General features: G+C 69.9%; 22 protein-coding genes. 1 reads left to right on the top strand and 21 read right to left on the bottom strand.

All coding sequences use genetic code 11. From position 1 onward, the window contains the following. Positions 1-115: 115 nt before the first annotated feature. The 21 genes from AC5YDA_RS13350 to AC5YDA_RS13250 form a co-directional block, all read right to left on the bottom strand. A complete protein-coding gene (locus AC5YDA_RS13350) occupies positions 116-877 on the bottom strand; it encodes a succinate dehydrogenase/fumarate reductase iron-sulfur subunit (RefSeq protein ID WP_496190077.1) in 762 nt (253 codons plus the stop codon). Continuing rightward, the gene (locus AC5YDA_RS13345) at positions 874-2877 is read right to left on the bottom strand and encodes a fumarate reductase/succinate dehydrogenase flavoprotein subunit (RefSeq protein ID WP_496190076.1); all 2004 of its coding nucleotides are present in this window, start codon (positions 2875-2877) and stop codon (positions 874-876) included. Before AC5YDA_RS13345 ends, AC5YDA_RS13350 begins: the two co-directional genes overlap by 4 nt. Next, a complete protein-coding gene (locus AC5YDA_RS13340; protein WP_496190075.1) occupies positions 2865-3512 on the bottom strand; it encodes a succinate dehydrogenase cytochrome b subunit in 648 nt (215 codons plus the stop codon). The genes AC5YDA_RS13345 and AC5YDA_RS13340 overlap by 13 nt, the downstream gene beginning before the upstream one ends. A gap of 190 nt (positions 3513-3702) precedes the next feature. Beyond that, positions 3703-4401, bottom strand: coding sequence for a tRNA (guanosine(37)-N1)-methyltransferase TrmD (gene trmD / locus AC5YDA_RS13335; protein WP_496190074.1), 699 nt, complete (start codon positions 4399-4401; stop codon positions 3703-3705). After that, positions 4401-4919, bottom strand: coding sequence for a ribosome maturation factor RimM (rimM, locus tag AC5YDA_RS13330; protein ID WP_496190073.1), 519 nt, complete (start codon positions 4917-4919; stop codon positions 4401-4403). Before rimM ends, trmD begins: the two co-directional genes overlap by 1 nt. Positions 4920-5005: 86 nt before the next feature. Continuing rightward, positions 5006-5257, bottom strand: a complete 252-nt coding sequence (locus AC5YDA_RS13325) for an RNA-binding protein (RefSeq protein WP_496190141.1) — start codon at positions 5255-5257, stop codon at positions 5006-5008. Between the two features lie 2 nt (positions 5258-5259). Then, positions 5260-5721 carry a 30S ribosomal protein S16 gene (gene rpsP / locus AC5YDA_RS13320; RefSeq protein ID WP_496190072.1) on the bottom strand — a complete coding sequence of 154 codons (462 nt, stop codon included), beginning with the start codon at positions 5719-5721 and terminating at the stop codon, positions 5260-5262. Positions 5722-5921: 200 nt separating this feature from the next. Next, positions 5922-7130 (bottom strand): amidohydrolase family protein, encoded by a 1209-nt coding sequence (locus AC5YDA_RS13315; RefSeq protein WP_496193110.1) that lies wholly within the window; start codon positions 7128-7130, stop codon positions 5922-5924. Between the two features lie 12 nt (positions 7131-7142). Next, positions 7143-8714, bottom strand: a complete 1572-nt coding sequence (gene ffh / locus AC5YDA_RS13310; RefSeq protein WP_496190070.1) for a signal recognition particle protein — start codon at positions 8712-8714, stop codon at positions 7143-7145. Positions 8715-8895: 181 nt separating this feature from the next. Continuing rightward, positions 8896-10050 (bottom strand): signal recognition particle-docking protein FtsY, encoded by a 1155-nt coding sequence (ftsY, locus tag AC5YDA_RS13305; protein WP_496190069.1) that lies wholly within the window; start codon positions 10048-10050, stop codon positions 8896-8898. A gap of 33 nt (positions 10051-10083) precedes the next feature. Next, positions 10084-10587, bottom strand: a complete 504-nt coding sequence (locus AC5YDA_RS13300) for a hypothetical protein (protein WP_496190068.1) — start codon at positions 10585-10587, stop codon at positions 10084-10086. A 42-nt stretch (positions 10588-10629) separates the two neighbouring features. Continuing rightward, positions 10630-14193 (bottom strand): chromosome segregation protein SMC, encoded by a 3564-nt coding sequence (gene smc, locus AC5YDA_RS13295; RefSeq protein WP_496190067.1) that lies wholly within the window; start codon positions 14191-14193, stop codon positions 10630-10632. Between the two features lie 9 nt (positions 14194-14202). Further along, the gene (locus AC5YDA_RS13290) at positions 14203-14790 is read right to left on the bottom strand and encodes a GtrA family protein (protein WP_496190066.1); all 588 of its coding nucleotides are present in this window, start codon (positions 14788-14790) and stop codon (positions 14203-14205) included. Then, positions 14787-15461, bottom strand: coding sequence for a helix-turn-helix domain-containing protein (locus tag AC5YDA_RS13285; protein WP_496190065.1), 675 nt, complete (start codon positions 15459-15461; stop codon positions 14787-14789). The genes AC5YDA_RS13290 and AC5YDA_RS13285 overlap by 4 nt, the downstream gene beginning before the upstream one ends. Positions 15462-15607: 146 nt before the next feature. After that, a complete protein-coding gene (gene mutM / locus AC5YDA_RS13280) occupies positions 15608-16444 on the bottom strand; it encodes a bifunctional DNA-formamidopyrimidine glycosylase/DNA-(apurinic or apyrimidinic site) lyase (protein ID WP_496190064.1) in 837 nt (278 codons plus the stop codon). Further along, the gene (rnc, locus tag AC5YDA_RS13275) at positions 16444-17160 is read right to left on the bottom strand and encodes a ribonuclease III (protein ID WP_496190063.1); all 717 of its coding nucleotides are present in this window, start codon (positions 17158-17160) and stop codon (positions 16444-16446) included. The genes mutM and rnc overlap by 1 nt, the downstream gene beginning before the upstream one ends. Beyond that, positions 17157-17348, bottom strand: coding sequence for a 50S ribosomal protein L32 (gene rpmF / locus AC5YDA_RS13270; RefSeq protein ID WP_496181829.1), 192 nt, complete (start codon positions 17346-17348; stop codon positions 17157-17159). The genes rnc and rpmF overlap by 4 nt, the downstream gene beginning before the upstream one ends. A 36-nt stretch (positions 17349-17384) precedes the next feature. After that, positions 17385-17930 carry a YceD family protein gene (locus AC5YDA_RS13265; RefSeq protein ID WP_496190062.1) on the bottom strand — a complete coding sequence of 182 codons (546 nt, stop codon included), beginning with the start codon at positions 17928-17930 and terminating at the stop codon, positions 17385-17387. 119 nt (positions 17931-18049) lie between these two features. Then, on the bottom strand, positions 18050-18484 hold the full coding sequence (locus AC5YDA_RS13260) for a hypothetical protein (protein WP_496193109.1): 435 nt from the start codon (positions 18482-18484) through the stop codon (positions 18050-18052). Then, positions 18481-18975 (bottom strand): pantetheine-phosphate adenylyltransferase, encoded by a 495-nt coding sequence (gene coaD, locus AC5YDA_RS13255; RefSeq protein WP_496190060.1) that lies wholly within the window; start codon positions 18973-18975, stop codon positions 18481-18483. Before coaD ends, AC5YDA_RS13260 begins: the two co-directional genes overlap by 4 nt. After that, complete coding sequence (locus AC5YDA_RS13250; protein WP_496190059.1) at positions 18972-19556, bottom strand: RsmD family RNA methyltransferase; 585 nt, start codon at positions 19554-19556, stop codon at positions 18972-18974. Before AC5YDA_RS13250 ends, coaD begins: the two co-directional genes overlap by 4 nt. Positions 19557-19689: 133 nt before the next feature. Between AC5YDA_RS13250 and AC5YDA_RS13245 the strand changes: the two genes are divergently transcribed. Further along, on the top strand, positions 19690-20701 hold a 1012-nt coding region (locus AC5YDA_RS13245; RefSeq protein WP_496189277.1), incomplete at its 3' end, for an IS481 family transposase.

Raw genomic sequence — 20701 nt, 5'->3', positions numbered from 1 at the left:
CCGGAGGCAGGGCGATCGCGAGGCCCGCGCGAGGTCCTGTCACCCCGAGGTGCCACCGGACGTGCCACAGGCCGGCCCCGTGAACGGGACCGGCCTGGGTGGCGGAGTCGAACGACTACTTGCCGTCCTTGGTGAACAGCGACTTGATGAGGTCGCGGTTCAGGGCGCTGATGGTGTCCAGCGGGATCGACTTCGGGCAGACCGCCGAGCACTCGCCGATGTTCGTGCAGGCGCCGAAACCCTCCTCGTCGTGCTGCGCGACCATCGTCTTGACGCGGCTGTACCGCTCCGGCTGACCCTGCGGGAGCATCGCCAGGTGGGTGATCTTCGCGGACGTGAACAGCATCGCCGACCCGTTGGGGCAGGCAGCCACGCACGCGCCACAGCCGATGCAGGTCGCCGCGTCGAAGGCGCGGTCGGCCTGGATCTTCGGGGCCGGGACCGAGTGGGCCTCGGGCGCCGAACCGGCGTTGATGGAGATGAAGCCACCGGCCTGGATGATGCGGTCGAACGCGCTGCGATCGACGACCAGGTCCTTGATGACCGGGAAGGCACCGGCCCGCCACGGCTCGACGTCGATGGTGGCACCATCGGCGAAGGAGCGCATGTGCAACTGGCAGGTGGTGGTCGGGACCGGGGAGCTGCCGCGGCCGTGGGCCGCACCGTTGATCACGACACCACACATGCCACAGATGCCCTCACGGCAGTCGTGGTCGAATGCGATGGGCTCCTCGCCCTTGACCGTCAGGTCCTCGTTCAACAGGTCGAGCATCTCGAGGAACGACATGTCCTCGGACACGTTCTCCACGCGGTAGTTGACCATCTTTCCGGCCGACTGGGCGTTGGCCTGACGCCAAACACGCAGGTTGATGATCACTTGTAGCTCCTCTGCTTCAGCTCGATGAACTCGTACTCGAGCGGTTCCTTGTGCAGGATCGGGGCGTTGCCCGCCCCGGTGAACTCCCACGCCGACACGTGGAGGAACTCGTCGTCGTGACGCAGCGCCTCCCCGTCCTCGGTCTGGGACTCGGCCCGGAAGTGGCCGCCACAGGACTCGCGGCGGACCAGCGCGTCCACGCACATGAGCTCGCCGAGCTCGAGGAAGTCCGCCACGCGCCCCGCGCGCTCGAGGGTCTGGTTGAAGTCCTCGTTGACGCCGGTGACCTTGACGTTGCTCCAGAACTCCTCGCGGAGCTCCCGGATGCGGCCGATGGCGAACTTGAGGCCCTCCTCCGTGCGCTCCATGCCGCAGTACTCCCACATGATGTTGCCCAGCTCCTTGTGGAAGCTGTCAACGGTGCGGTCGCCCTTGATGGCGAGCAGGCGGTTGATGCGCTCGTTGACCTCGGTCAGAGCCTCGACGACGGCCGGGTGGTCCTGACCGATCTTCTCGAAGGGAGCATCCGCGAGGTAGTCGTTGATCGTGTTCGGCAGGACGAAGTAGCCGTCGGCCAGGCCCTGCATGAGCGCCGAGGCGCCCAGGCGGTTGGCGCCGTGGTCGGAGAAGTTCGCCTCACCGGTCACGTACAGGCCGGTGATCGAGCTCATCAGGTCGTAGTCGACCCACAGGCCACCCATCGTGTAGTGCACGGCCGGGTAGATGCGCATCGGCGTCTCGTACGGGTTCTCACCCGTGATCTGCGCGTACATGTCGAAGAGGTTGCCGTACTTGGTCTCGACGGCCTTCTGGCCCATGCGCTCGATCGCCGAGGCGAAGTCGAGGTACACGCCACGACGCACCTGGCGCCGTTCACCGGTCACGTGGTCGATCTCATCCACGGCCGGGCCGACACCGCGGCCCTCGTCGCACATGTTCTTGGCCTGGCGGGACGCGATGTCACGCGGGACCAGGTTGCCGAACGCCGGGTAGATCCGCTCCAGGTAGTAGTCGCGATCCTCCTCGGGGATCTGGCGGGGATCCTTGGTGGCGTCCTCGGCGTTCTTGGGCACCCAGATGCGACCGTCGTTGCGCAGCGACTCCGACATCAGGGTCAGCTTGGACTGGGTGTCGCCGTGCACGGGGATGCAGGTCGGGTGGATCTGCGTGTAGCACGGGTTGCCGAAGTAGGCGCCCTTGCGGTGCGCACGCCACGACGCGGTGACGTTGCAGCCCATGGCGTTGGTCGACAGGAAGAACACGTTGCCGTAGCCACCGGTGGCCAGCACGACCGCGTCGGCGGTGTGCGCCTCGATGGCGCCCGTGACCATGTTGCGGGTCACGATGCCGCGGGCGCGGCCGTCCACGAGGATCAGTTCGAGCATCTCGTGGCGGGTGTTCATCTGGACGGTGCCGGCGGCAACCTGACGCTCCAGGGACTGGTAGGCGCCGATGAGCAACTGCTGGCCCGTCTGGCCGCGGGCGTAGAACGTGCGCTGCACCTGGACGCCACCGAAGGAGCGGTTGTCGAGCAGGCCGCCGTACTCACGGGCGAACGGGACGCCCTGGGCGACGCACTGGTCGATGATGTTCGCGCTGACCTCCGCGAGGCGGTAGACGTTCGTCTCACGGGCGCGGTAGTCGCCACCCTTGACGGTGTCGTAGAACAAACGCATCGTCGAGTCGTTGTCGTTGCGGTAGTTCTTGGCGGCGTTGATGCCACCCTGAGCCGCGATCGAGTGCGCGCGGCGCGGGCTGTCCTGGTAGCAGAAGTTCAGGACGTTGTAGCCGGCCTCGCCGAGCGTGGCGGCGGCGGCACCGCCGGCCAGGCCGGTGCCGACCACGATGACCGTCAGCTTGCGACGGTTGGACGGGTTCACCAGCTTGGCCTGGAACTTGCGGCTCGCCCACTTCTTCTCGATGGGGCCGGCGGGGGCCTTCGTGTCGCGGATGTCCGCGCCGAGTTCGTAGTAATCAGTGACAGTCATCAGTTCACCCATCCAAGCAGAACGGCCAGCGGCATGATCATGAAGCCCACGAACAGCACGACCGCGATCACCCAGGCGAGACCGTTGAGGAAGCTGCGGGCGCTCGGGGACGTGTTCGCGCCGAGCGTGGTGAGCGCGCTCCAGACACCGTGGCGGACGTGCATGCACACGATGGCCACCCAGATGCCGTAGAGCAGCACCAGCCACCAGTTGCTGAACGCACCGACGGTCATGGCGTAGGGCTCGGCGCCGGCGCTGAAGCCGGTCTGCACGGTCTGCGTCGTGAACTGAAGGAGGTGGAAGATCAGGCCCACCAACAGGATCACGCCACCCCAGCGCATGGTGCGCGCGGAATAGGTCTGCGCGAGGCGCTTCGTGGTCGTGTACTTGCTGCTGCGAGCGGCGTGCGCACGGCCGGTCAACACGGCGGCCGAGTAGATGTGCAGCACGATCGCGAGCAGCATGACGGCGCGGAAGATCCAGATGAACCACCCGGACGGGACCAGCGGGTAGAGGATCTCCCCCTTCAGCCAGTGCGCGTAGTGGTTGAACGCGTCGGCACCGAGGAAGACCTTCAGGTTGCCGTACATGTGCATGAGCAGGAAGCCGACCATGATGAGTCCGGTGAGGGCCATCACGACCTTCATGGTCACCGTTGACCGGACCGCTCGTTGATGAGGAGTCAATGTTGTTGTCGCCACGGCCACAACTTAGCCAAGTTTGCCGGGGTTTGCCCCATCCGTCTGTGCGTTTCTCCCGGGCACCGGCGGAGACGCCCCAATCACGGTCCCACTGGGGGTATTAACGCATTGACACGCTTGCGTAAATGCGTGCGCCCTATTCGGGGAGCAGGTCCGGGCGACGCCGCGCGGTGCGCTCCAGAGACTGCTCGCGGCGCCACTGCGCGACCTTGGCGTGGTTGCCCGACAACAGCACCTCCGGCACGTCCAGGCCCCGCCACGACGGCGGCTTGGTGTACACGGGGTACTCCAGCAGACCCTCGCCCTCGACGGAGTGGGACTCCTCGACCAGGGAGTGCGGGTTCCCGACGACACCGGGGATGAGGCGGACGATCGCCTCGACCATGGCGAGCACCGCGACCTCCCCGCCGTTGAGCACGTAGTCGCCCAGACTGACCTCTCGGACCGGCAACCGGGTCGCGGCGTGTTCCATCACCCGGGCGTCGATGCCCTCGTAACGCCCGCAGGCGAACACGAGGTGGGGCAGCCCGGCCAGTTCGTGCGCGGTCGCCTGCCGGAACGGCTCACCGGACGGGGTGGGCACGACCAGCGTCGGCCGGGACCAGGCGCGGCCGAGGACGTGATCCAGGGCGTCGCCCCACGGCTCGGGCTTCATGACCATGCCGGCGCCGCCACCGTACGGGGTGTCGTCGACCGTCCTGTGCCGGTCGTGCGTCCACGTGCGCAGGTCGTGGACCTCCCAGTCCACCAGCCCCGCGCGCCGGGCCTTGCCGACCAGCGACAGATCCAGGGGGGTGAAGTAGTCGGGGAAGATCGAGATGATGTCGAAGTACATCATTCCTCCTCGTCCGACAGCAGCCCGCCCACCTCGGCGAGTTGGACGTGACGGGCCTCGAGGTCGACGACCGGGACCAGGGCGTCCACGAACGGGATGAGCCGCTCCCCCGACGCCGTCCGGACGACCAGGGTGTCGTGCGCCGGCAGGTGCAGGACCTCCGCGACGGTGCCGACCGCCTCACCCGCGGCATCCAGCACCGACAGGCCGACCAACTGGCGGTCCCAGAACTCGCCCTCCATCGCCGGGGCCTCGTCGGCGGGGACCTTGACCCACACCTCCTGACCACGCAGCGCCTCGGCGGCGGTGCGGTCGGCGACCCTGTCCCACTTCACCAACAGGGTCCCGGAGTGCCAGCGGGCGGCCGTCACGGTCCGCGGCCGCCCGTCGACGACGAGGGACGCCCCGGGCGCGAAGCGGCGCTCCGGCTCATCGGTGCGCACGTGCACGGTGACCTCACCGCGCAGGCCGTGCGCACGGCCGATCGTGCCGACGAGCACATCGACGAACTCACCCATGGGTCACTCCTTGTGGTGGGACGGGAACGGCCCCGGCCCGACACGTTCCTGACGACGAAACGTGACGGGCCGGGGACCGTGGGTGCTCAGTTGCGGCGCGGGCGACGATCCACGTCGACGAAGTCGACCCGGACCTGTTCACGGCCGGCCAGAGCGGTAATGACCGTGCGCAGGGCGCTCGCGGTGCGACCCTGGCGTCCGATCACCTTGCCGATGTCCTCGGGGTTGACGCGGACCTCCAGCGTCCGGACCCGGCGTCGGTCCAAATCGGACACGACGACGTCGTCGGGGTTGGACACGAGCCCGCGGACGAGGTGTTCCAGTGCGTCCGCGAGCACGGTCACGCCTCGTCGGACGCGGCGCCCTCGGCGTCGGCCGCGTCGGCGTCCGCCTCGGCCTCAGCCTCGGTCGGCTCCTCGGCCTTCTTCTTGCGGGAGGTGATGGCCCCCGCGGCGGGCTCGTCGTCGGCCTCGGCCAGCGCCTTGTTGAACGCGACCAGCTTGTCGCCCTTCTCAGCCTGCGGCTTGACCGCGGACTCACCGGCACCGCCGGTGAACTTGTCCCGGTCGCCGGTCAGCTTGAGCAGCTTCTCGACGGTCTCGGACGGCTGGGCGCCGACACCGAGCCAGTACTGGGCGCGCTCGGAGTTGATGCGGATCACCGAGGGCTCGGACTTCGGCTGGTAGATGCCGATCTCCTCGATCGCTCGACCATCGCGCTTGGCGCGCGAGTCGATGACGACGATGCGGTACTGCGCGTTGCGGATCTTGCCCATCCGCTTGAGACGAATCTTGACGGCCACGTGTGTGGTTCTCCTGTTGGAACATGCCCGTGCACGTGCACGGACGGGATCGGGTGAGCAGGACCTCCGGCGTGGGTCAACCATCGGTCGAACTCGGGTGGACTGGGCTCGCCGGCGTGAGAGGGCACCCACGGGCACAGTGCATCGTTCATTGTGCCAGAAGCGGGCGCAATCCGCCCAACCGGTGCCGGGGCTGTTCCTCAGTCGCGGACGACCCGGCCCCGCAGGACGATCAGGGTGGGGTGCCGCAGCACCCCCAGATCGGTGCGCGGGTCGGTCGCGAAGACGACCAGGTCGGCGGACGCCCCCTCGGTCAGCCCCTCCGCACCCAACCACTCCCTGGCCCGCCACGACGCGGCGCCCAGGGCGAACTCCGCGCCCCCGACGCGGGCGAGCAGGGCGACCTCGTCGGCGATCAGGCCGTGCGGGATCACGGTGCCCGCGTCGGTGCCCGCGAAGACCCCGACGCCGGCGTCCACGGCCTTGCCGATGGTCTCGAAGCGGCGCTCGTGGAGGGCGCGCATGTGTGCGGCATAGGTGGGGAACTTGGCCTCGCCGGCCGCCGCGATCTCGGGGAACGTCTCGATGTTGACCAGCGTGGGCACCAGCGAAACACCGCGCTCGGCCATCGTGGCGATGGTGGCGTCGTCCAGGCCGGTGCCGTGCTCGATGCCGTCGATGCCGGCGTCCACGAGTTCGGTCACCGATTGCTCGTCGAAGCAGTGTGCCGTGACCCGCGCGCCCTCCTCGTGGGCGGCCGCGATGGCCTCACGGACCACGTCTGCGGGCCACAGCGGTCGCAGGTCCCCGGCGTCGCGATCGATCCAGTCCCCGACGAGCTTGACCCAGCCATCCCCGGCGCGGGCCTGCGTGCGGACCTCCGCGACGAGGTCGTCCGGCTCGACCTCCTCGGCGAGGTTGCGGATGTAGCGCCTCGGCCGCGCGATGTGGCGGCCGGCCCGGATCAGGCGGGGCAGGTCCTCGCGGTCGTCCACCCAGGCGGTGTCGGTGGGCGCGCCCGGGGACCGGGCGAGCAGCGTCCCGGCATCGCGGTCGGCGATGGCCTGCCGCTCGACGTCCTCTGCGTCCGTCGGCCCCTCGGGGCCCATCCCGATGTGGCAGTGGGCGTCCACCAGCCCGGGCATGATCCAGCAGTCTGTGGCGACCGTGAGGGCGTCCGCGACCGGCTCGAACGTGACCCGGCCGTCGACGACCCAGAGTTCCACGACCTCGGTGCCGGGCAGCAGCACCCCACGCAGGTGCAGGCGCGGCCCGGCCGGACTGAGGCGTGCGTCCCCCTCGGCGAGCGGGCGCACGTGGGTGTGGGTCGTCCCGTCGTGCGTGTGGGTGTGGGCGAGCAGCGGCAGGCCCAAGGCGTCCCGGGGGACATCATCGTGGATGTGCGCCATGCCTGATGGTCCCTACTGGCCCTTGTTCTGCTGGTCGAACATCTTCCGCAGCTCCGGCGGCAGTTGGAAGTCGGCCATCGCGGCCTTCACCTCGGCCTCGGTCTGCGGGACGCGCGCCTGCTCGGCCGCGGCGGCCGCGGGATTGCCGGATCGGCGGGCGGGGTTGCCCGACACGCCCTTCCGGCCCTTGGATGCCTTCTTCGCCTGCTGCTTGGCGGGACGACCCGGCAGGCCGGGCATGCCACCCGGCGCACCCATCCCGGGCATCCCCGGCATGCCCCCGCCCTTGCCGAGCTGCCGCATCATCTTGCGGGTCTCCATGAAGCGGTTGACCAGTCCGTTGACGTCCTGGACGGTGGTGCCGGAACCCTTGGCGATGCGTGAGCGGCGGGAACCGTTGAGGATCTCGGGCCTGGCGCGCTCGCCCGGCGTCATCGAGTAGATGATCGCCTCGATGCGGTCGATCTCGCGCTCGTCGATGGCACCCAGCGCGTCCTTGTACTGGCCCATCCCCGGCATCATGCCGAGGATCTTGCTCATCGGGCCCATCTTGCGGACCTGCTGCATCTGCTGCAGGAAGTCGTCCAGCCCGAAGTCGCCCGACCCCATGATCTTCTCGGCGGCCTTGCGGGACTGCTCGGCGTCGAAGCTCTTCTCGGCCTGCTCGATGAGCGTCAGCAGGTCACCCATGTCGAGGATGCGCGAGGCCATCCGATCCGGGTGGAAGAGGTCGAAGTCCTTCAGCGCCTCACCGTTGGAGGCGAACATGATCGGCTTGCCGGTCACCTTGGCGATCGACAGCGCGGCGCCACCGCGGGCGTCGCCGTCGAGCTTGGTCAGCACGACGCCGTCGAAACCGACCCCCTCGCCGAACGCGTTGGCGGTGTTGACGGCATCCTGGCCGATCATCGCGTCGACGACGAACAGGATCTCGTCGGGGTTGACCGCGTCGCGGATGTCGGCGGCCTGCTGCATCAGCTCGGCGTCCACGCCGAGCCGGCCGGCCGTGTCGACGATGACCGTGTCGTAGTACTTGCGCTTGGCCTCCTCGATGGACGCCCGCGCCACCCCCACCGGGTCACCCACACCGTTGCCCGGCTCAGGGGCGAAAACCGGGACCCCTGCACGCCCGCCGACGACCTGGAGCTGGTTGACGGCGTTGGGACGCTGGAGGTCGGCGGCGACCAGCATCGGGGTGTGGCCCTGCTCGCGCAGCCACAGGCCCAGCTTGCCGGCCAGGGTCGTCTTGCCGGAGCCCTGGAGGCCCGCGAGCATGATGACGGTCGGCGGATTCTTCGCGAACCGCAGCGTCCGCGCCCGGCCACCGAGGATCTCGACGAGCTCCTCGTTGACGATCTTGATGATCTGCTGGGTCGGGTTCAGCGCCTCGCTGACCTCGGCACCCTTGGCCCGCTCCTTGACCGCAGCGACGAATTCCTTGACGACGCCGAGGTGGACGTCGGCCTCGAGCAGCGCGAGGCGGATCTCGCGCGCGGTCGCGTCGATGTCGGCGTCGGTGAGCCGCCCCTTGCCCCGCAGGTTGCGGAACGTGGCTTGCAGGCGGTCTTGGAGAGTGTCGAACATGCGTGCCTTCTCGTCGGGACGGATCGGTGCCGCCTCAGCCTACCGCCTCGGTCGGTGGCCAGCGGCGCGGGCCGCGGCGTCGCCCTGGCCGCCATGGGGGCCGGGTGGGGCGCCGAACGAGGCGATGTGACGCTGATGCGCCCTGCGCATCAGCCTCACATCGGGTCGGCGGAGGGCCCGCTCACTCCCCCAGCAGGCCGTCCACGAAGCCCTCGGCGGTGAACGGCGCGAGGTCGTCGGCGCCCTCGCCCAGGCCGATGAACTTCACCGGGACTCCCAGCTCACGCTGGACCTGGACCACGATGCCGCCCTTGGCCGACCCGTCCAGCTTGGAGAGCACGATGCCGGTGATGTCGGTCACCTCGTTGAAGACCCGGGCCTGGACGAGACCGTTCTGGCCGGTGGTGGCGTCCAGCAGGAGGAGGCACTCCGTGATCGGGGCCCGCTTCTCGATGACGCGGCGGATCTTGCCCAGCTCGGCCATCAGGTTGGACTTGTTGTGGAGGCGTCCTGCCGTGTCGACCAGGACCACGTCGACGCCCTTGTCCGCGCCGGTGTTCACGGCGTCGTGGGCGACGGACGCCGGGTCGGCGCCCTCCGGGCCGCGGACGGTCTCGACGCCCACGCGGTCGCCCCAGGTCTGCAACTGCTCGGACGCCGCCGCGCGGAACGTGTCCGCCGCGCCGAGCAGGACGGTCTTCCCCTCGGCGACCAGCAGGCGGGCCAGCTTGCCGACAGTGGTGGTCTTGCCGGTGCCGTTGACCCCGACCACGAGGATGACGCCGGGGAGACCGTTCCTGCCTGTCACGTTGAGCGTGCGGTCGAGGGTGGGGTCGGCGAGCTTCACCAACTCCGAGCGCAGGACCTCGCGCGCGCGGGCCGGGTCCTGGACACCATCGATGGCCAGTTCCTTGCGCAGGTTCTCGACGAGCTCGGTCGTCGGGCCGACACCGAGGTCGGAGCCGATCAGGGTCGCCTCGAAGTCGTCCCACGTGTCGGCGTCCAACTTGTCGGAGCTGAGGATCCCCAACAGCGCCTGGGCGAGGACGTTGTTGGATCCGGCGAGCCGCCGGCGCAGGCGGCTGAGGCGCGTCCCGGCCGCCTCGGGCCGCTCGGTGGTGGGGACGCCCGGTTCGGTGGCGGGCGGGGCCTCGACCTCGGCGTCCGGTGCCGGCGCCTCGACGGACGCGGCTGGAGGCTCGATGGGGCGGCGGTCCTGCCGGGTCAGCTCACGCGCGCGACGATGGCGGACGACGAGGACGGTCGTGAGGATCGCGGCAAGCGCCACCACGGCGCCGGCGATGATCCAGACGAGCGGGTCGAGGGGGGTCAGCACGCCACCATCCTAGTGGGGGCAGTCAGGGGGATCTCAGGCGGGGACGTCGTGCTCGGCCTCGGGGCCGGCTTCTCCCCAGACGCCGTAGGGGTCCTCCGCAGCGAGGTCTTCCGGGACCGGGGCGGCAAGGGCCTCGCTCATCGCCCGGGCGGCGCCTGCGTCCACCGCTGGCTCCGGCTCTGGCTCTGGCCCCGGCTCCGGCTCTGGTTCGGGCGCATTGGCGGACGCGGCGGAGCGCGCCGACAAGGCCGACCATGCGCTACGGGCCGACCGGGCCGATGCCGCCGAGGCGGCGCGCAGCTTGGCGGGGAGATCTCGAACGTCGATGTCCCCCACCTCGTCCATCTCGTCGAAGACGGCGACCAGGGCGCGGGGCGGCTCCCCCTCGCCGTTCAGGTGGCGGGCCGTCCTGGCCATGGCGTCGGCGATCTCGGGGTGTTGGTCGCGCCCGGTGCCCTCCATGCCCATCACGACGACGGCGATCACCGCGGCAGCCAGCACCAGCACGATGAGCATCGCGAAGATCATGACGAGCATCTGCCCACCTCCTTGGTGTGCCAGTATGCCCGAGCCCGCGGATCAGGCGTCACGGAGCCGTTGGCTGATGACCGTGGACACGCCGTTCTCCCGCATCGTGACGCCGTAGAGGGCGTCCGCGATCTCCATGGTCCGCTTCTGGTGGGTGATGACCAGCATCTGGCTGTTCTCGCGGAGTTCCTCGTAAATGCCGAGCAGGCGTCCGAGGTTGGTGTCATCGAGTGCGGCCTCGACCTCGTCGAGGATGTAGAACGGGCTCGGACGCGCCTTGAACAGCGCCACGAGGAACGCCACGGCCACGAGGGACCGCTCTCCACCCGACAGCAGCGACAGCCGCTTGACCTTCTTGCCCGCGGGGCGGGCCTCCACGTCCACGCCCGTGGTCAGCCAGGAGCCGGGGTCGGTGAGCACGAGGCGCCCTTCCCCCCCGGGGAACAACCGCGCGAACGAGTGCTCGAACGCGACCTCCACGTCCGCGTACGCCGCGGCGAACACCTGCTCCACGCGCGCGTCGACGTCGTCGATGATGCCCAGCAGGTCGGCGCGCGTGCGCTTCAGGTCGTCGAGTTGCTCGGCCAGGAACTGGTGGCGCTCGCTCATCGCCTCGAACTCCTCCAGCGCGAGCGGGTTCACCCGTCCCAGGAGGTCGAGGTTCCGCTGCGCCGTCCGGAACCTCTTCTCCTGCTCCGCCCGGACGAACGGGCGCGGATCGGGCTGCTCGTCGTCCTCGGTGAGCGCGCTCCCGTCCGGGCGGGTCAACACCGGGACGAGCTGGTCCGGCCCGTACTCGGCGGCCAGCACCTCCGGGGACAACCCCAGCTCGTCCAGCGCCTTCCCGGCGAGGGCCTCGATGCGCAGGCGCTGCTCCGCGCGGGCCAACTCGTCACGGTGGGCCACGTCGACCACGCCCTCGAACTCGCGGGCCAGGTCGCGGCTGCGCCGGCGTGCGTCGTGGACCCGGCGATCGGCCTCGATCCGGCGCTCGTCGGCGGCGCGGCGGGCGCGGCCCGCCTGTTCCTGTGACGTCGCGACGACCCCCAGCAACCACTCGCACGCCGCGGCGACGGCCCTGGCGACCTCAGCCTCGCGGCGCAGCCTCTCGCGGCGGGCCGCGGCCTCGGCTCGGGCGTTCCGTTCGGCGCGGGCGGCGCGCAGCAGCGAGTCTGCGCGTCCGGCCAGCGCGCGGGCGCGTTCCTCGTCGGTGCGGAGGGCCAGGCGGGCCTCCATTTCCGCTTGGCGGGCGCGGGCGGCCTCCAAGCCGAGCCGGTCGCGCTCGGTCGGGTCCGCCTCGGAGACCTGGGTGGTGTCCTGCGCGACGCGGAGGCGCTCGGTGAGTCCGGCGAGGGCCTCGGCATTGCGATCGCGCGCCTCCTCCGCCCTGGTGACGGACGCGTCGTGCCGTTCGGCCTCGGCGATCGCCGCACGGGCCGCCTGGTTGAGCCGCCCCAGTTGCTCGGCCAGCGCCGAGTACTGAGCATCGGACTCGTGCAACCGCGCCAGCGCCGCCTCGGTCCGGGCGGTCGCCTCCTCGAGCCGCGTGGTGGCGGACGCCCGGGCGAACGTGAGCCGCTCGACCTCCCGCTGGGCGCCGACCAGCGCTTCGGACGCCGCGTCCACGGCTGCCTGCACCTCGATGAGGCTGGGGCGGGCGGACGACCCCCCGGTCGAGAACCACGTCGACAGCAGGTCGCCGTCGCGGGTGATGGCGATGGCGTCGGGCAGGTCGGCCACGAGCGCTCGCGCCGCGGGGAGGTCCTCCACGACCGCCACCTTGCGCAGCAGGCGACTCAGCGCCGGGACCAGCGTCGCGTCCGCCGTGACGGTGTCGAGCGCGTAGCGCGCACCGTCGGGCAGGATGGGCCAGTCGGCCCGGTCGTCCGTGGCGTCCGCACCGCCCAGCAGCAGCCCGGCGCGTCCGAGGTCCTCGGCCTTGAGGTGGTCGAAGGCCGCGACGGCGGCGTCCAGTCCCGTGACGGCGACGGCCTCGGCAGCGCCGCCCAACGCGGCCGCGACGGCCGCCTCGAAACCCGCTTCGACCCGCACCAGGGCGCCCACCGAGCCCAGCACGCCGGACAGCTCCTGCGACGCAGCCAGCAGGGCCCCGGTCCCGTCCCGGCGATCGAGTCCGACCTTGAGTCCCTCCAGGCGCGCGGCGATCGACGCGCGCTCGGACTGGGCGCGCTGTTCGTCCGTACGGAGCGTCTCCACCGCCTCGGCGGCGGCGGCCCGGTCGGCCTCGGCGGCCTCGTACGTGGCGTCCAGGCCTTCCTCGCCCTCGGTGAGTCCGCCGAGTTCCGCCTCCAGGCGGGCGAAGGTGGTGCGGGCCTCCTCGGCGCGCCTGCGGGCCTCGGCACCGGCGGAACGGAGTCGCTCGATCTCGGCGTCCGCCGCTTCGGTGCGGGACCTGAGCGAGTTCACCTCACCGGCCAGGCGGGCGAGTCCCTCGCGTCGGTCCGCGATGGCGCGGAGTTGCGCGGCGTACTGCTTCTCGGCGTCCGCGTGGGCCTTCTCGGCCTGTTCACGGGCGGCGGACGCCTGCGTCAGGGCTGCGGCCCGCTCGGCGACCTGGGCTGCGATGGCCTCCTCGGTCTCGCGAATGCCGGCGGCCTCGGCCTCAATGGCCTCGGGGTCGCGCCCGCGCCGGTCGTCCACGGACGTGTTCGCGGCGTTGCGGACCCGCTCGCTCGCGATCGTGAGGGTGCTGGCGATCCGCTCGCGCAGCGCGGCCAAGGCGTACCAGGTCTCCTGGGCACGGTTGAGTTCGGGGCTCGCGGCGCGGGCAGCCTCCTCAGCCTCGGCCTCAGCCTCGCGGGCGGCCTCCAGTGCATCCTCCAGCGCGAGGCGGCGGGCCTTGATCTCGGCCTCGGCGGCGAGGTCGGACTGCAGGGCCAGCGATGCCATGACGTAATCGTCGGCGAGCAGGCGGGCCTTGGCGTCCCGGAGCTCGGACTGGACGACCGCCGCCTTGCGCGCGGCCTCCGCCTGGCGGCCGAGTGGCTTGAGCTGGCGCCGGATCTCGGCGACGAGGTCGGTCAGGCGGTCGAGGTTGACCTGCGTGGCATCCAGCTTGCGAAGCGCCCTCTCCTTGCGCTTGCGGTGCTTGAGGACGCCGGCCGCCTCCTCGATGAACCCGCGTCGTACCTCGGGTGTGGCCTGCAGGATGGCGTCCAGCTGCCCCTGGCCGACGATGACGTGCATCTCGCGGCCGATGCCCGAGTCGCTGAGGAGTTCCTGGACGTCGAGCAGACGGGCAGGGGTGCCGTTGATGGCGTACTCCGAGCCGCCCGAGCGGAACATCGTGCGACTGATCGTCACCTCGGTGTACTCGATCGGGAGCGCCCCGTCGGTGTTGTCGATCGTGAGGCTCACCTCGGCACGGCCCAACGGGGCGCGGTTCGCGGTGCCGGCGAAGATGACGTCCTCCATCTTGCCGCCTCGCAACGTCTTGGCACCCTGCTCGCCCATCACCCAGCTCAGGGCATCCACGACGTTCGACTTCCCGGACCCGTTGGGGCCGACCACGCAGGTGATGCCCGGCTCGAAGTTCAGGGTCGTCGCCGACGCGAACGACTTGAAGCCGCGCAGCGTCAGGGACTTGAGGTACACACGCCCACCTTACGAATGCGGCGCACCGTCCACCCGGGTGGTGAGCGCGTGTCGCTTCCGGACTGCGCGGAACGTCCAGAGCTTGTTCACGATGAAGTTGATCGGCATCACGCAGACGATCTGGATGAGTTGGGCCCAGTAGAGCCTCTGAGTCCACCAAGGGCCGTCGTACGTGAAGAAGGGGTGCCTGAGGTAGAAGGGCGACGTCTCGTTGCGGAGCATGTACAGGATCACGAAGCCGATCAACTGCGCCACCGCACCGACCGTCAGGAACGGCACGAACTCCTTCAGGAACGGCGCGGGCCGCCCGTGGTGGTCCTTGAACGTCCAATAGCGGTTCAGGACGAAGTTGAAGAGGTTCGCGACAAGAAACGCCAGGCCCGCGTACACGATGTAGAAGCGCAGCGCACGATCCGTGCCGGGCAGGGGGATGAACGGGTCCCTGTCCAAGACGCCGAACACGCCCACGCCGACCGCGTTGGCCACGGCGACCGTTGCCATGTTGACCAGCACTCCGGCCCCGCCGATGAACCCGAACATCACGAATTGCCGTGCAGTGTGGCCGTAGCGGCCGAGGAACGACGTGGAGGGGCTCACAAGAGACCAAGGTTAGCGCCTCCACGCCGGGAGGCTCCGACCGCAGCCGGCCATCGCGGGACGGATGGCGTCTCGCATCGGCACGGACAGTCGTCCCCACAGGTCGGTTCCAGCCAGCAGGGGGCGGGGCACCTGCATGGTTCCGACCGGGGGAACGGGGTCCACTCCGGCAGCCGACGTACGCGCTGGGCGAGGGCCACGCGTCGCTCTCGGGCGACTTCGGCCCGCGCCCTCACGATTTCTTGGTGGGTCGGATGGTCCGAGGGGACCACCCCGGTCGCTGCCCGGAGCCGGTCGCGCCGCCCCCGCCCGGGCGCGTGGGGACGCCGCTCGCCGGCCAGCACCTCCTGCCGGTCGTGGACGTCCAAGTGGCTCGGGAATCGTCTGCGCTGGCGGTCACGCACGGCGTCCGGACGCATCGGGGACGCCTCAGCGGGAGCAGCCGCCTCGGCCTGCTCGTGCTGCTCGGCCACGACCAGCACTGCCAGCCGGAACCCTCCGACCGCGAGGATGCGCTCCAGCACGCGGAGGGAGGGGCACAATTCCCCGGTCTCCCAGCGCGCGACAACGGACTGGTCAACGCCGAGGCGGGCCGCAAGGTCGCGCTGACTGAGATCGGCTTGCCGACGCACGCGCCGGATCAGCCCGGGGACCTGCAAGGGGGTGGTCATGCTCCCAAGATCACAGCCCCGGCTGACATTTCTCGCACGACGCCGGGGCAAGGGTTCGTCACGCAAGCCCGTGCGACGGTGATGCGTGACGCGCATCACTTGCCCATCGCTCCTTGAGGGGAGCATGTGGTCCAGACAAGGAGCGTTCAGCTCCGTGCTTGGCAGGCCGGGCAGCGATAGGAACTGCGGTTCATGAATGCTTCACGGATGATCGGTGTGCCGCAACGCCGGCAGGGCTGGTCCTCGCGGCCGTAGGCGTTGAGGGTGCGATCGAAGTAGCCGGACTCACCGTTCACATTGACGTACAGCGCGTCGAACGACGTGCCGCCGACCGTCAACGCGGCCGCCATCACGGCACGCGCAGCGGTGAGGAGGGTGTCCACCTCGGCGCCTGTCAGGCCCGACGCCGGGGCAAGCCCGTCGAGGCGGGCGGCCCAGAGGGCCTCGTCCGCGTAGATGTTCCCGATCCCGGAGACGATGGTCTGGTCGAGCAGGACGCGTTTGATCGCACTGTTCCTGGTCTGAACGCGGGCTGCGAGGGCGGGAAGGTCGACCAGGGGATCGAACAGGTCCCGGGCGATGTGGGCCACCTCTCCGGGAAGGTCCGCTCCCCCGGCCGAGACGGACAAGCCACCGAACATGCGCTGGTCGACGAAGCGCAGCTGGACGCCGTCGTCGAGGTCGAACAGCACGCGCGCGTGGCGCTGGAGTGGCGCGTCGGGTGCGTCGAGACGAAACTGGCCGCTCATCCCCAGGTGTGCGAGCACGGCGTCGCCGTCGGCCAGTGGCAACCACAAGTACTTTCCACGTCGGCGCGGGGTGGCGAACGTGCGGCCGGTGAGCGTGGCGATGAAGTCGTCCGGTCCTGCTTGGTGACGCCGAACCGGGCGCGGGTGCAGCACGCGGACGCCTTCGATGCGGCGTCCGTTGATCGCGGGCTCCAGCCCCCTGCGGACCACCTCGACCTCGGGCAGCTCGGGCATCAGCCCTCCACAGCGACGCCCAGAGTCTCGGCGAGCTCGTCGTGGGCCAGGCGCGCGGCGCCCTGCTCGGCCAGTTTCTTGGACCGGGCGGTCGACCCCTCGTACCTCACCCCCGCGACGACGGCGACGGCCTCGAAGCGCTTGTCGTGGTCCGGTCCGGTGGAGGTGTGCTGGTAGGTCGGCGCTCCCAGGTCATGGGCGGCGGCCAACTCCTGCAGCGCCGTCTTCCAATCGGTGGAGCGCCCTTCGGCGGAGGCGGATGCGACGACGGGGTCCATCAGGCGGTGCACGAACCGCTCGGCGGCCTCACGCCCAGCCGACAGGAACACTGCCGCGATGACGGCTTCGGTCGCGTCCGCGAGGATCGAATCCTTGTCCGCCCCACCGGTGCCGATCTCGCCCTTGCCCAACTTCAGCAACGACCCCAGGCCCAGGCCCCGGGCGACGTCGGCGAGCGCGTACGTGTTGACCACGGCGGCGCGCATCTTGGCGAGCCACCCCTCGGGCTCGTCCGGGTACGTCACGTAGAGGTGCTCGGTCACGACGACCCCCAGTACCGAGTCGCCCAGGAACTCCAGGCGCTCGTTGTGAGGACTGCCACCGTTCTCGTACGCCCACGACCGATGGGTCAGGGCAAGCTCAAGTAGCTGGGGATCGATGTCGATCCCCAGCTCGTTGAAGAGGTCTTGAACGCGGCCCGCGGCCGCGTCGGTCACAGCTCGAAGACCTGGCGACGCGCCGCCCGGGGGCCGTACTGGCCGCAGGTCGGGCACGCGGTGTGGGGCAGGTGCTTCGCACGGCAGGCGGCGTTGGCGCAGGTCACCAGCTGCGGCGCGGACGTCTTCCACTGCGCGCGGCGGTTGCGCGTGTTGCTGCGGGACATCTTCCGCTTGGGAACAGCCACGTCAAACTCCTCGAATCTGGGGCGCTTCGGCCCGCTTCAGTCCTGGTCGCCGTCATCCCAGCCGGAGAGGCTCGCCCAACGCGGGTCGATGGCCTCACCGTGGTCGTGGTCGGGATCGTCGTTCAGGTTGGCCCCACAAGTGGGGCACAGCCCGGCGCAATCCTCCCGGCACAACGGGATGAACGGCAGGTCGAGCATCGCCGAATCCCTGAGGACGGGTTCGAGGTCGATCATCTCGGCCTCGACACGGCTGGCCTCCTTGTCGTCCGGATCCACGCCCGGGAAGAGGAACAGTTCCTGCAGGTCGATCTCGGCGTCCGCCTCGATCTCGGTCAGGCACCGAGCGCACTCCCCGCGCAGCTGAACCTCAGCGACGCCGGTGGCCAACACCCCGTCACCCACCCCCTCGAGCCGTAGGTCGAGGTGGATCGGAGACTCGGTCGGCACTCCGATCACGTCGTTGCCGATGCCCTCAGGTGCAGGTACGTCGGAGACGATCTCTTTGCTCCCGCCCGCACGGTGCCCGAATTCGTGGATGTCGAAAACGAGACCGGAACGGGGGTCGATGGAGCGATTCGTCATCGCAGGCCCCTCACTTGTTGGCACGACAGCGTCATAACCGACTCCCCACTTTACCTGTTTAGCCGGGCATCGTCCAACCGGACTCCGCCCTCGGACTCCCTCGGTCGGGGGCGCGAGGATCAGGGCACCTCGTCGCCCCGGGAACGTGCGGCCAAGCGGTCACGCAGGGTCTCGACCTGCTCCAGCGTCCGCTGCAGGCCGGCCTCGAACTCGGCGAGGTGGTTGTCGACCCACGTCTGGGACTCCAGCCGGAACGCCTCGGCCTCGGCGTCCGCGGCACGGGCGATCTCGGACTCCTGCACCAGGGCCGCGGCCTCTTCACGCGCCTCGGCGAGGATGCGTTCCGCCTCGGCTCGGGCGTCCGCCAGGACGGCCTGCGATTGCACCGACGTCGGGTCGGGTGGGGCGTCGGCGGACGTCGCGGCCTCGGCCCGCTCGACCAGCCCGAGGAGTTCCGCACGGGGCACCTTCACGTTCGACGACATCGGGACGCCCCTGGCCTGCTCCACGAGCTGTCGGATGGCGGCCAATGCCTCGTTCACGGTGCTGCTCATGCCCGTTCTCCTTGCTTGTCGTGAGCCGTCTTCGCGTGGATCCGTTCCCCCACCTCAGGTGTCACGAACTGGGACACATCCCCACCCAGCTTGGCGACCTCACGGATGATCGTCGAACTCAGATGGGCCCATCGGGCGGCCGTGGGCAACATGATGGTCTCGATGCCGCTCAGCGCGTGGTTCATCTGTGCCATCTGCACCTCGAACTCGAAGTCACCGGCGAAGCGCAGGCCCTTCACGATGACATCGATGTCGCGCTCACGGCAGAAGTCCACCAAGAGCCCGTCGAGCAGCTCGACCTGGACGTTGGGCAGGTCCCTCGTGGCGTCGACGAGCATGGCGGCGCGTTCGTCGGGGGTGAAGAGGTTGTTCTTGGCACTGTTGCGCCCCACCGCGACGAAGACCTCGTCGAACATGCGCGAGGCCCTCCCGATGATGTCGAGGTGACCGTGGGTCACGGGATCAAAGGAGCCGGGGCAGATCGCCCTCATGCGTCGTCCTCCTTGGCGGCGAGATACAGCGTTGTCTCACCGTAACGCCGACTGCGTTGGTCGGTGAGGGATGTCGGCCATGTGGGCGGCGTGTCGCGGCTGGAACGCTCGACCACGACCAGACCGTCCGGCGCCAACCAGCGGTCCACGACCACCCGGACCTGAGCCTCGACCGTCGCGGTCGGCACGTCGTAGGGCGGGTCGAACCAGACGACGTCGAAGGTCCGCGACACGCCGGCGAGGAAGGCGTCCACGGAGGCGGTGACCACCTCGACGGGCAGACCCGTGGCGTCCGCGTTGCCCCGGGCCAGAGCCGCTGTGCGGCGATCCCGCTCGACGCACACGACCGGGCCGGCCCCCCGGCTCGCCGCCTCGAGTGCGACGGCTCCCGTGCCTCCGTAAAGGTCGAGGAACGAAAAACGGTCCAGCATCGCACCGGCCGGCTCCCCGACCGTCCCGGCCCAGTCGGCGATGAGGTTGAAGGCCGACTCGCGCACCAGGTCGCTGGTCGGCCGCGTCCGGGAGTGACTGGGCATGGTGAGGCGGTGCCCACCCGCTCGTCCGGCAATGATGCGACTCACGAAGGGCAGGCTAGCTGTTGCGGCTCATGAGGTTGGTGTCACCCGGCGGTAGGCGGTGAGGGACGGGCAGGTCCCCGGCGGCAAGGATGGAAGTCGACCAAGACAACCGTCGCCGATCCGAAGGACCTGCCCTGTGACCCACCGTAATGCTCCGTTGACCTCCGAGGGCCGTCTGCGGCTGGTGCTGCGCTGCCGCCACCGCCCGATCGCCCATATCGCCGCCGAAGCAGGCGTCTCACGCCAGTGCCTGGGCAAGTGGGTGGCCCGCTACCGCGAACACGGCGAAGCCGGCCTCCACGATCACTCGAGCGCACCCCGACATCGCCCGACCCAGACCCCCACGGCTGTGGTCGAGCAGATCGCGCTGATGCGGAAGAACAAGTGGTCAGCACGCCGGATCGCGCGCGAACTCGCAGCCACCGACATCACCATCTCGGTCGCGACCGTCACCCGCTGGCTCCACAAACTCGGCCTGCACCGACTCGACCACCTCGACGTCGACGGCGAACCACTCCGCAAGCCCGGCACGATCACCGCGCACTGGCCCGGACACATGATCCACCTCGATGTGAAGAAGGTCGGCCGCATCCCCGACGGCGGCGGCTGGCGCATCCACGGCATCAACTCAGACCAGGCCCGCGCCGCAGCCCGCGCCACCGCCAAGGCCAAAGCACGTGGCGCTCGACCCGGCTACGTCTACCTCCACTCCGCGGTCGATGGGTTCTCCCGGCTCGCCTACACCGAGGCCCTCCCCGACGAGACCGCCAAGACCGCGATCGGGTTCCTCCACCGCGCCCACGTCTGGTTCGCCGCCCACGGCATCACCCGGTTCACCCGGATCGTCACCGACAACGGCTCCTGCTACCGCGCCAACGACTTCACCCGCGCCGTCTGCTCCTTCGCCGCACGCCACCAGCGAACCAAGCCCTACACACCCCGCCACACCGGCAAGGTCGAGCGCTACCAGCGAATCCTGGCCAACGAACTGCTCTACGCCCGCCCCTGGGCCAGCGAAGAACACCGACGCCAAGCGATCGCGACCTGGAACCTGCACTACAACTACCATCGGCCCCACAGCGCTACCGGTGACCAACCCCCAGCCTCACGCCTCCGGACGGGCGTCACCAACGTCATGAGCAACTACA

This window comes from Propioniciclava sp. LT294, from assembly GCF_059516005.1.
This window is presented reverse-complemented; position numbering and strand designations above follow the sequence as displayed.

Coding starts and splice junctions, on each gene's coding strand:
- AC5YDA_RS13345 (WP_496190076.1), bottom strand. CDS start 2,877: ATGGGTGAACTGATGACTGTCACTGATTACTACGAACTCGGCGCGGAC.
- AC5YDA_RS13340 (WP_496190075.1), bottom strand. CDS start 3,512: ATGAAGGTCGTGATGGCCCTCACCGGACTCATCATGGTCGGCTTCCTG.
- trmD (WP_496190074.1), bottom strand. CDS start 4,401: ATGTACTTCGACATCATCTCGATCTTCCCCGACTACTTCACCCCCCTG.
- rimM (WP_496190073.1), bottom strand. CDS start 4,919: ATGGGTGAGTTCGTCGATGTGCTCGTCGGCACGATCGGCCGTGCGCAC.
- AC5YDA_RS13315 (WP_496193110.1), bottom strand. CDS start 7,130: ATGGCGCACATCCACGATGATGTCCCCCGGGACGCCTTGGGCCTGCCG.
- ffh (WP_496190070.1), bottom strand. CDS start 8,714: ATGTTCGACACTCTCCAAGACCGCCTGCAAGCCACGTTCCGCAACCTG.
- AC5YDA_RS13300 (WP_496190068.1), bottom strand. CDS start 10,587: ATGCTCGTCATGATCTTCGCGATGCTCATCGTGCTGGTGCTGGCTGCC.
- AC5YDA_RS13285 (WP_496190065.1), bottom strand. CDS start 15,461: ATGACCACCCCCTTGCAGGTCCCCGGGCTGATCCGGCGCGTGCGTCGG.
- mutM (WP_496190064.1), bottom strand. CDS start 16,444: ATGCCCGAGCTGCCCGAGGTCGAGGTGGTCCGCAGGGGGCTGGAGCCC.
- AC5YDA_RS13265 (WP_496190062.1), bottom strand. CDS start 17,930: ATGACGAATCGCTCCATCGACCCCCGTTCCGGTCTCGTTTTCGACATC.
- AC5YDA_RS13260 (WP_496193109.1), bottom strand. CDS start 18,484: ATGAGCAGCACCGTGAACGAGGCATTGGCCGCCATCCGACAGCTCGTG.
- coaD (WP_496190060.1), bottom strand. CDS start 18,975: ATGAGGGCGATCTGCCCCGGCTCCTTTGATCCCGTGACCCACGGTCAC.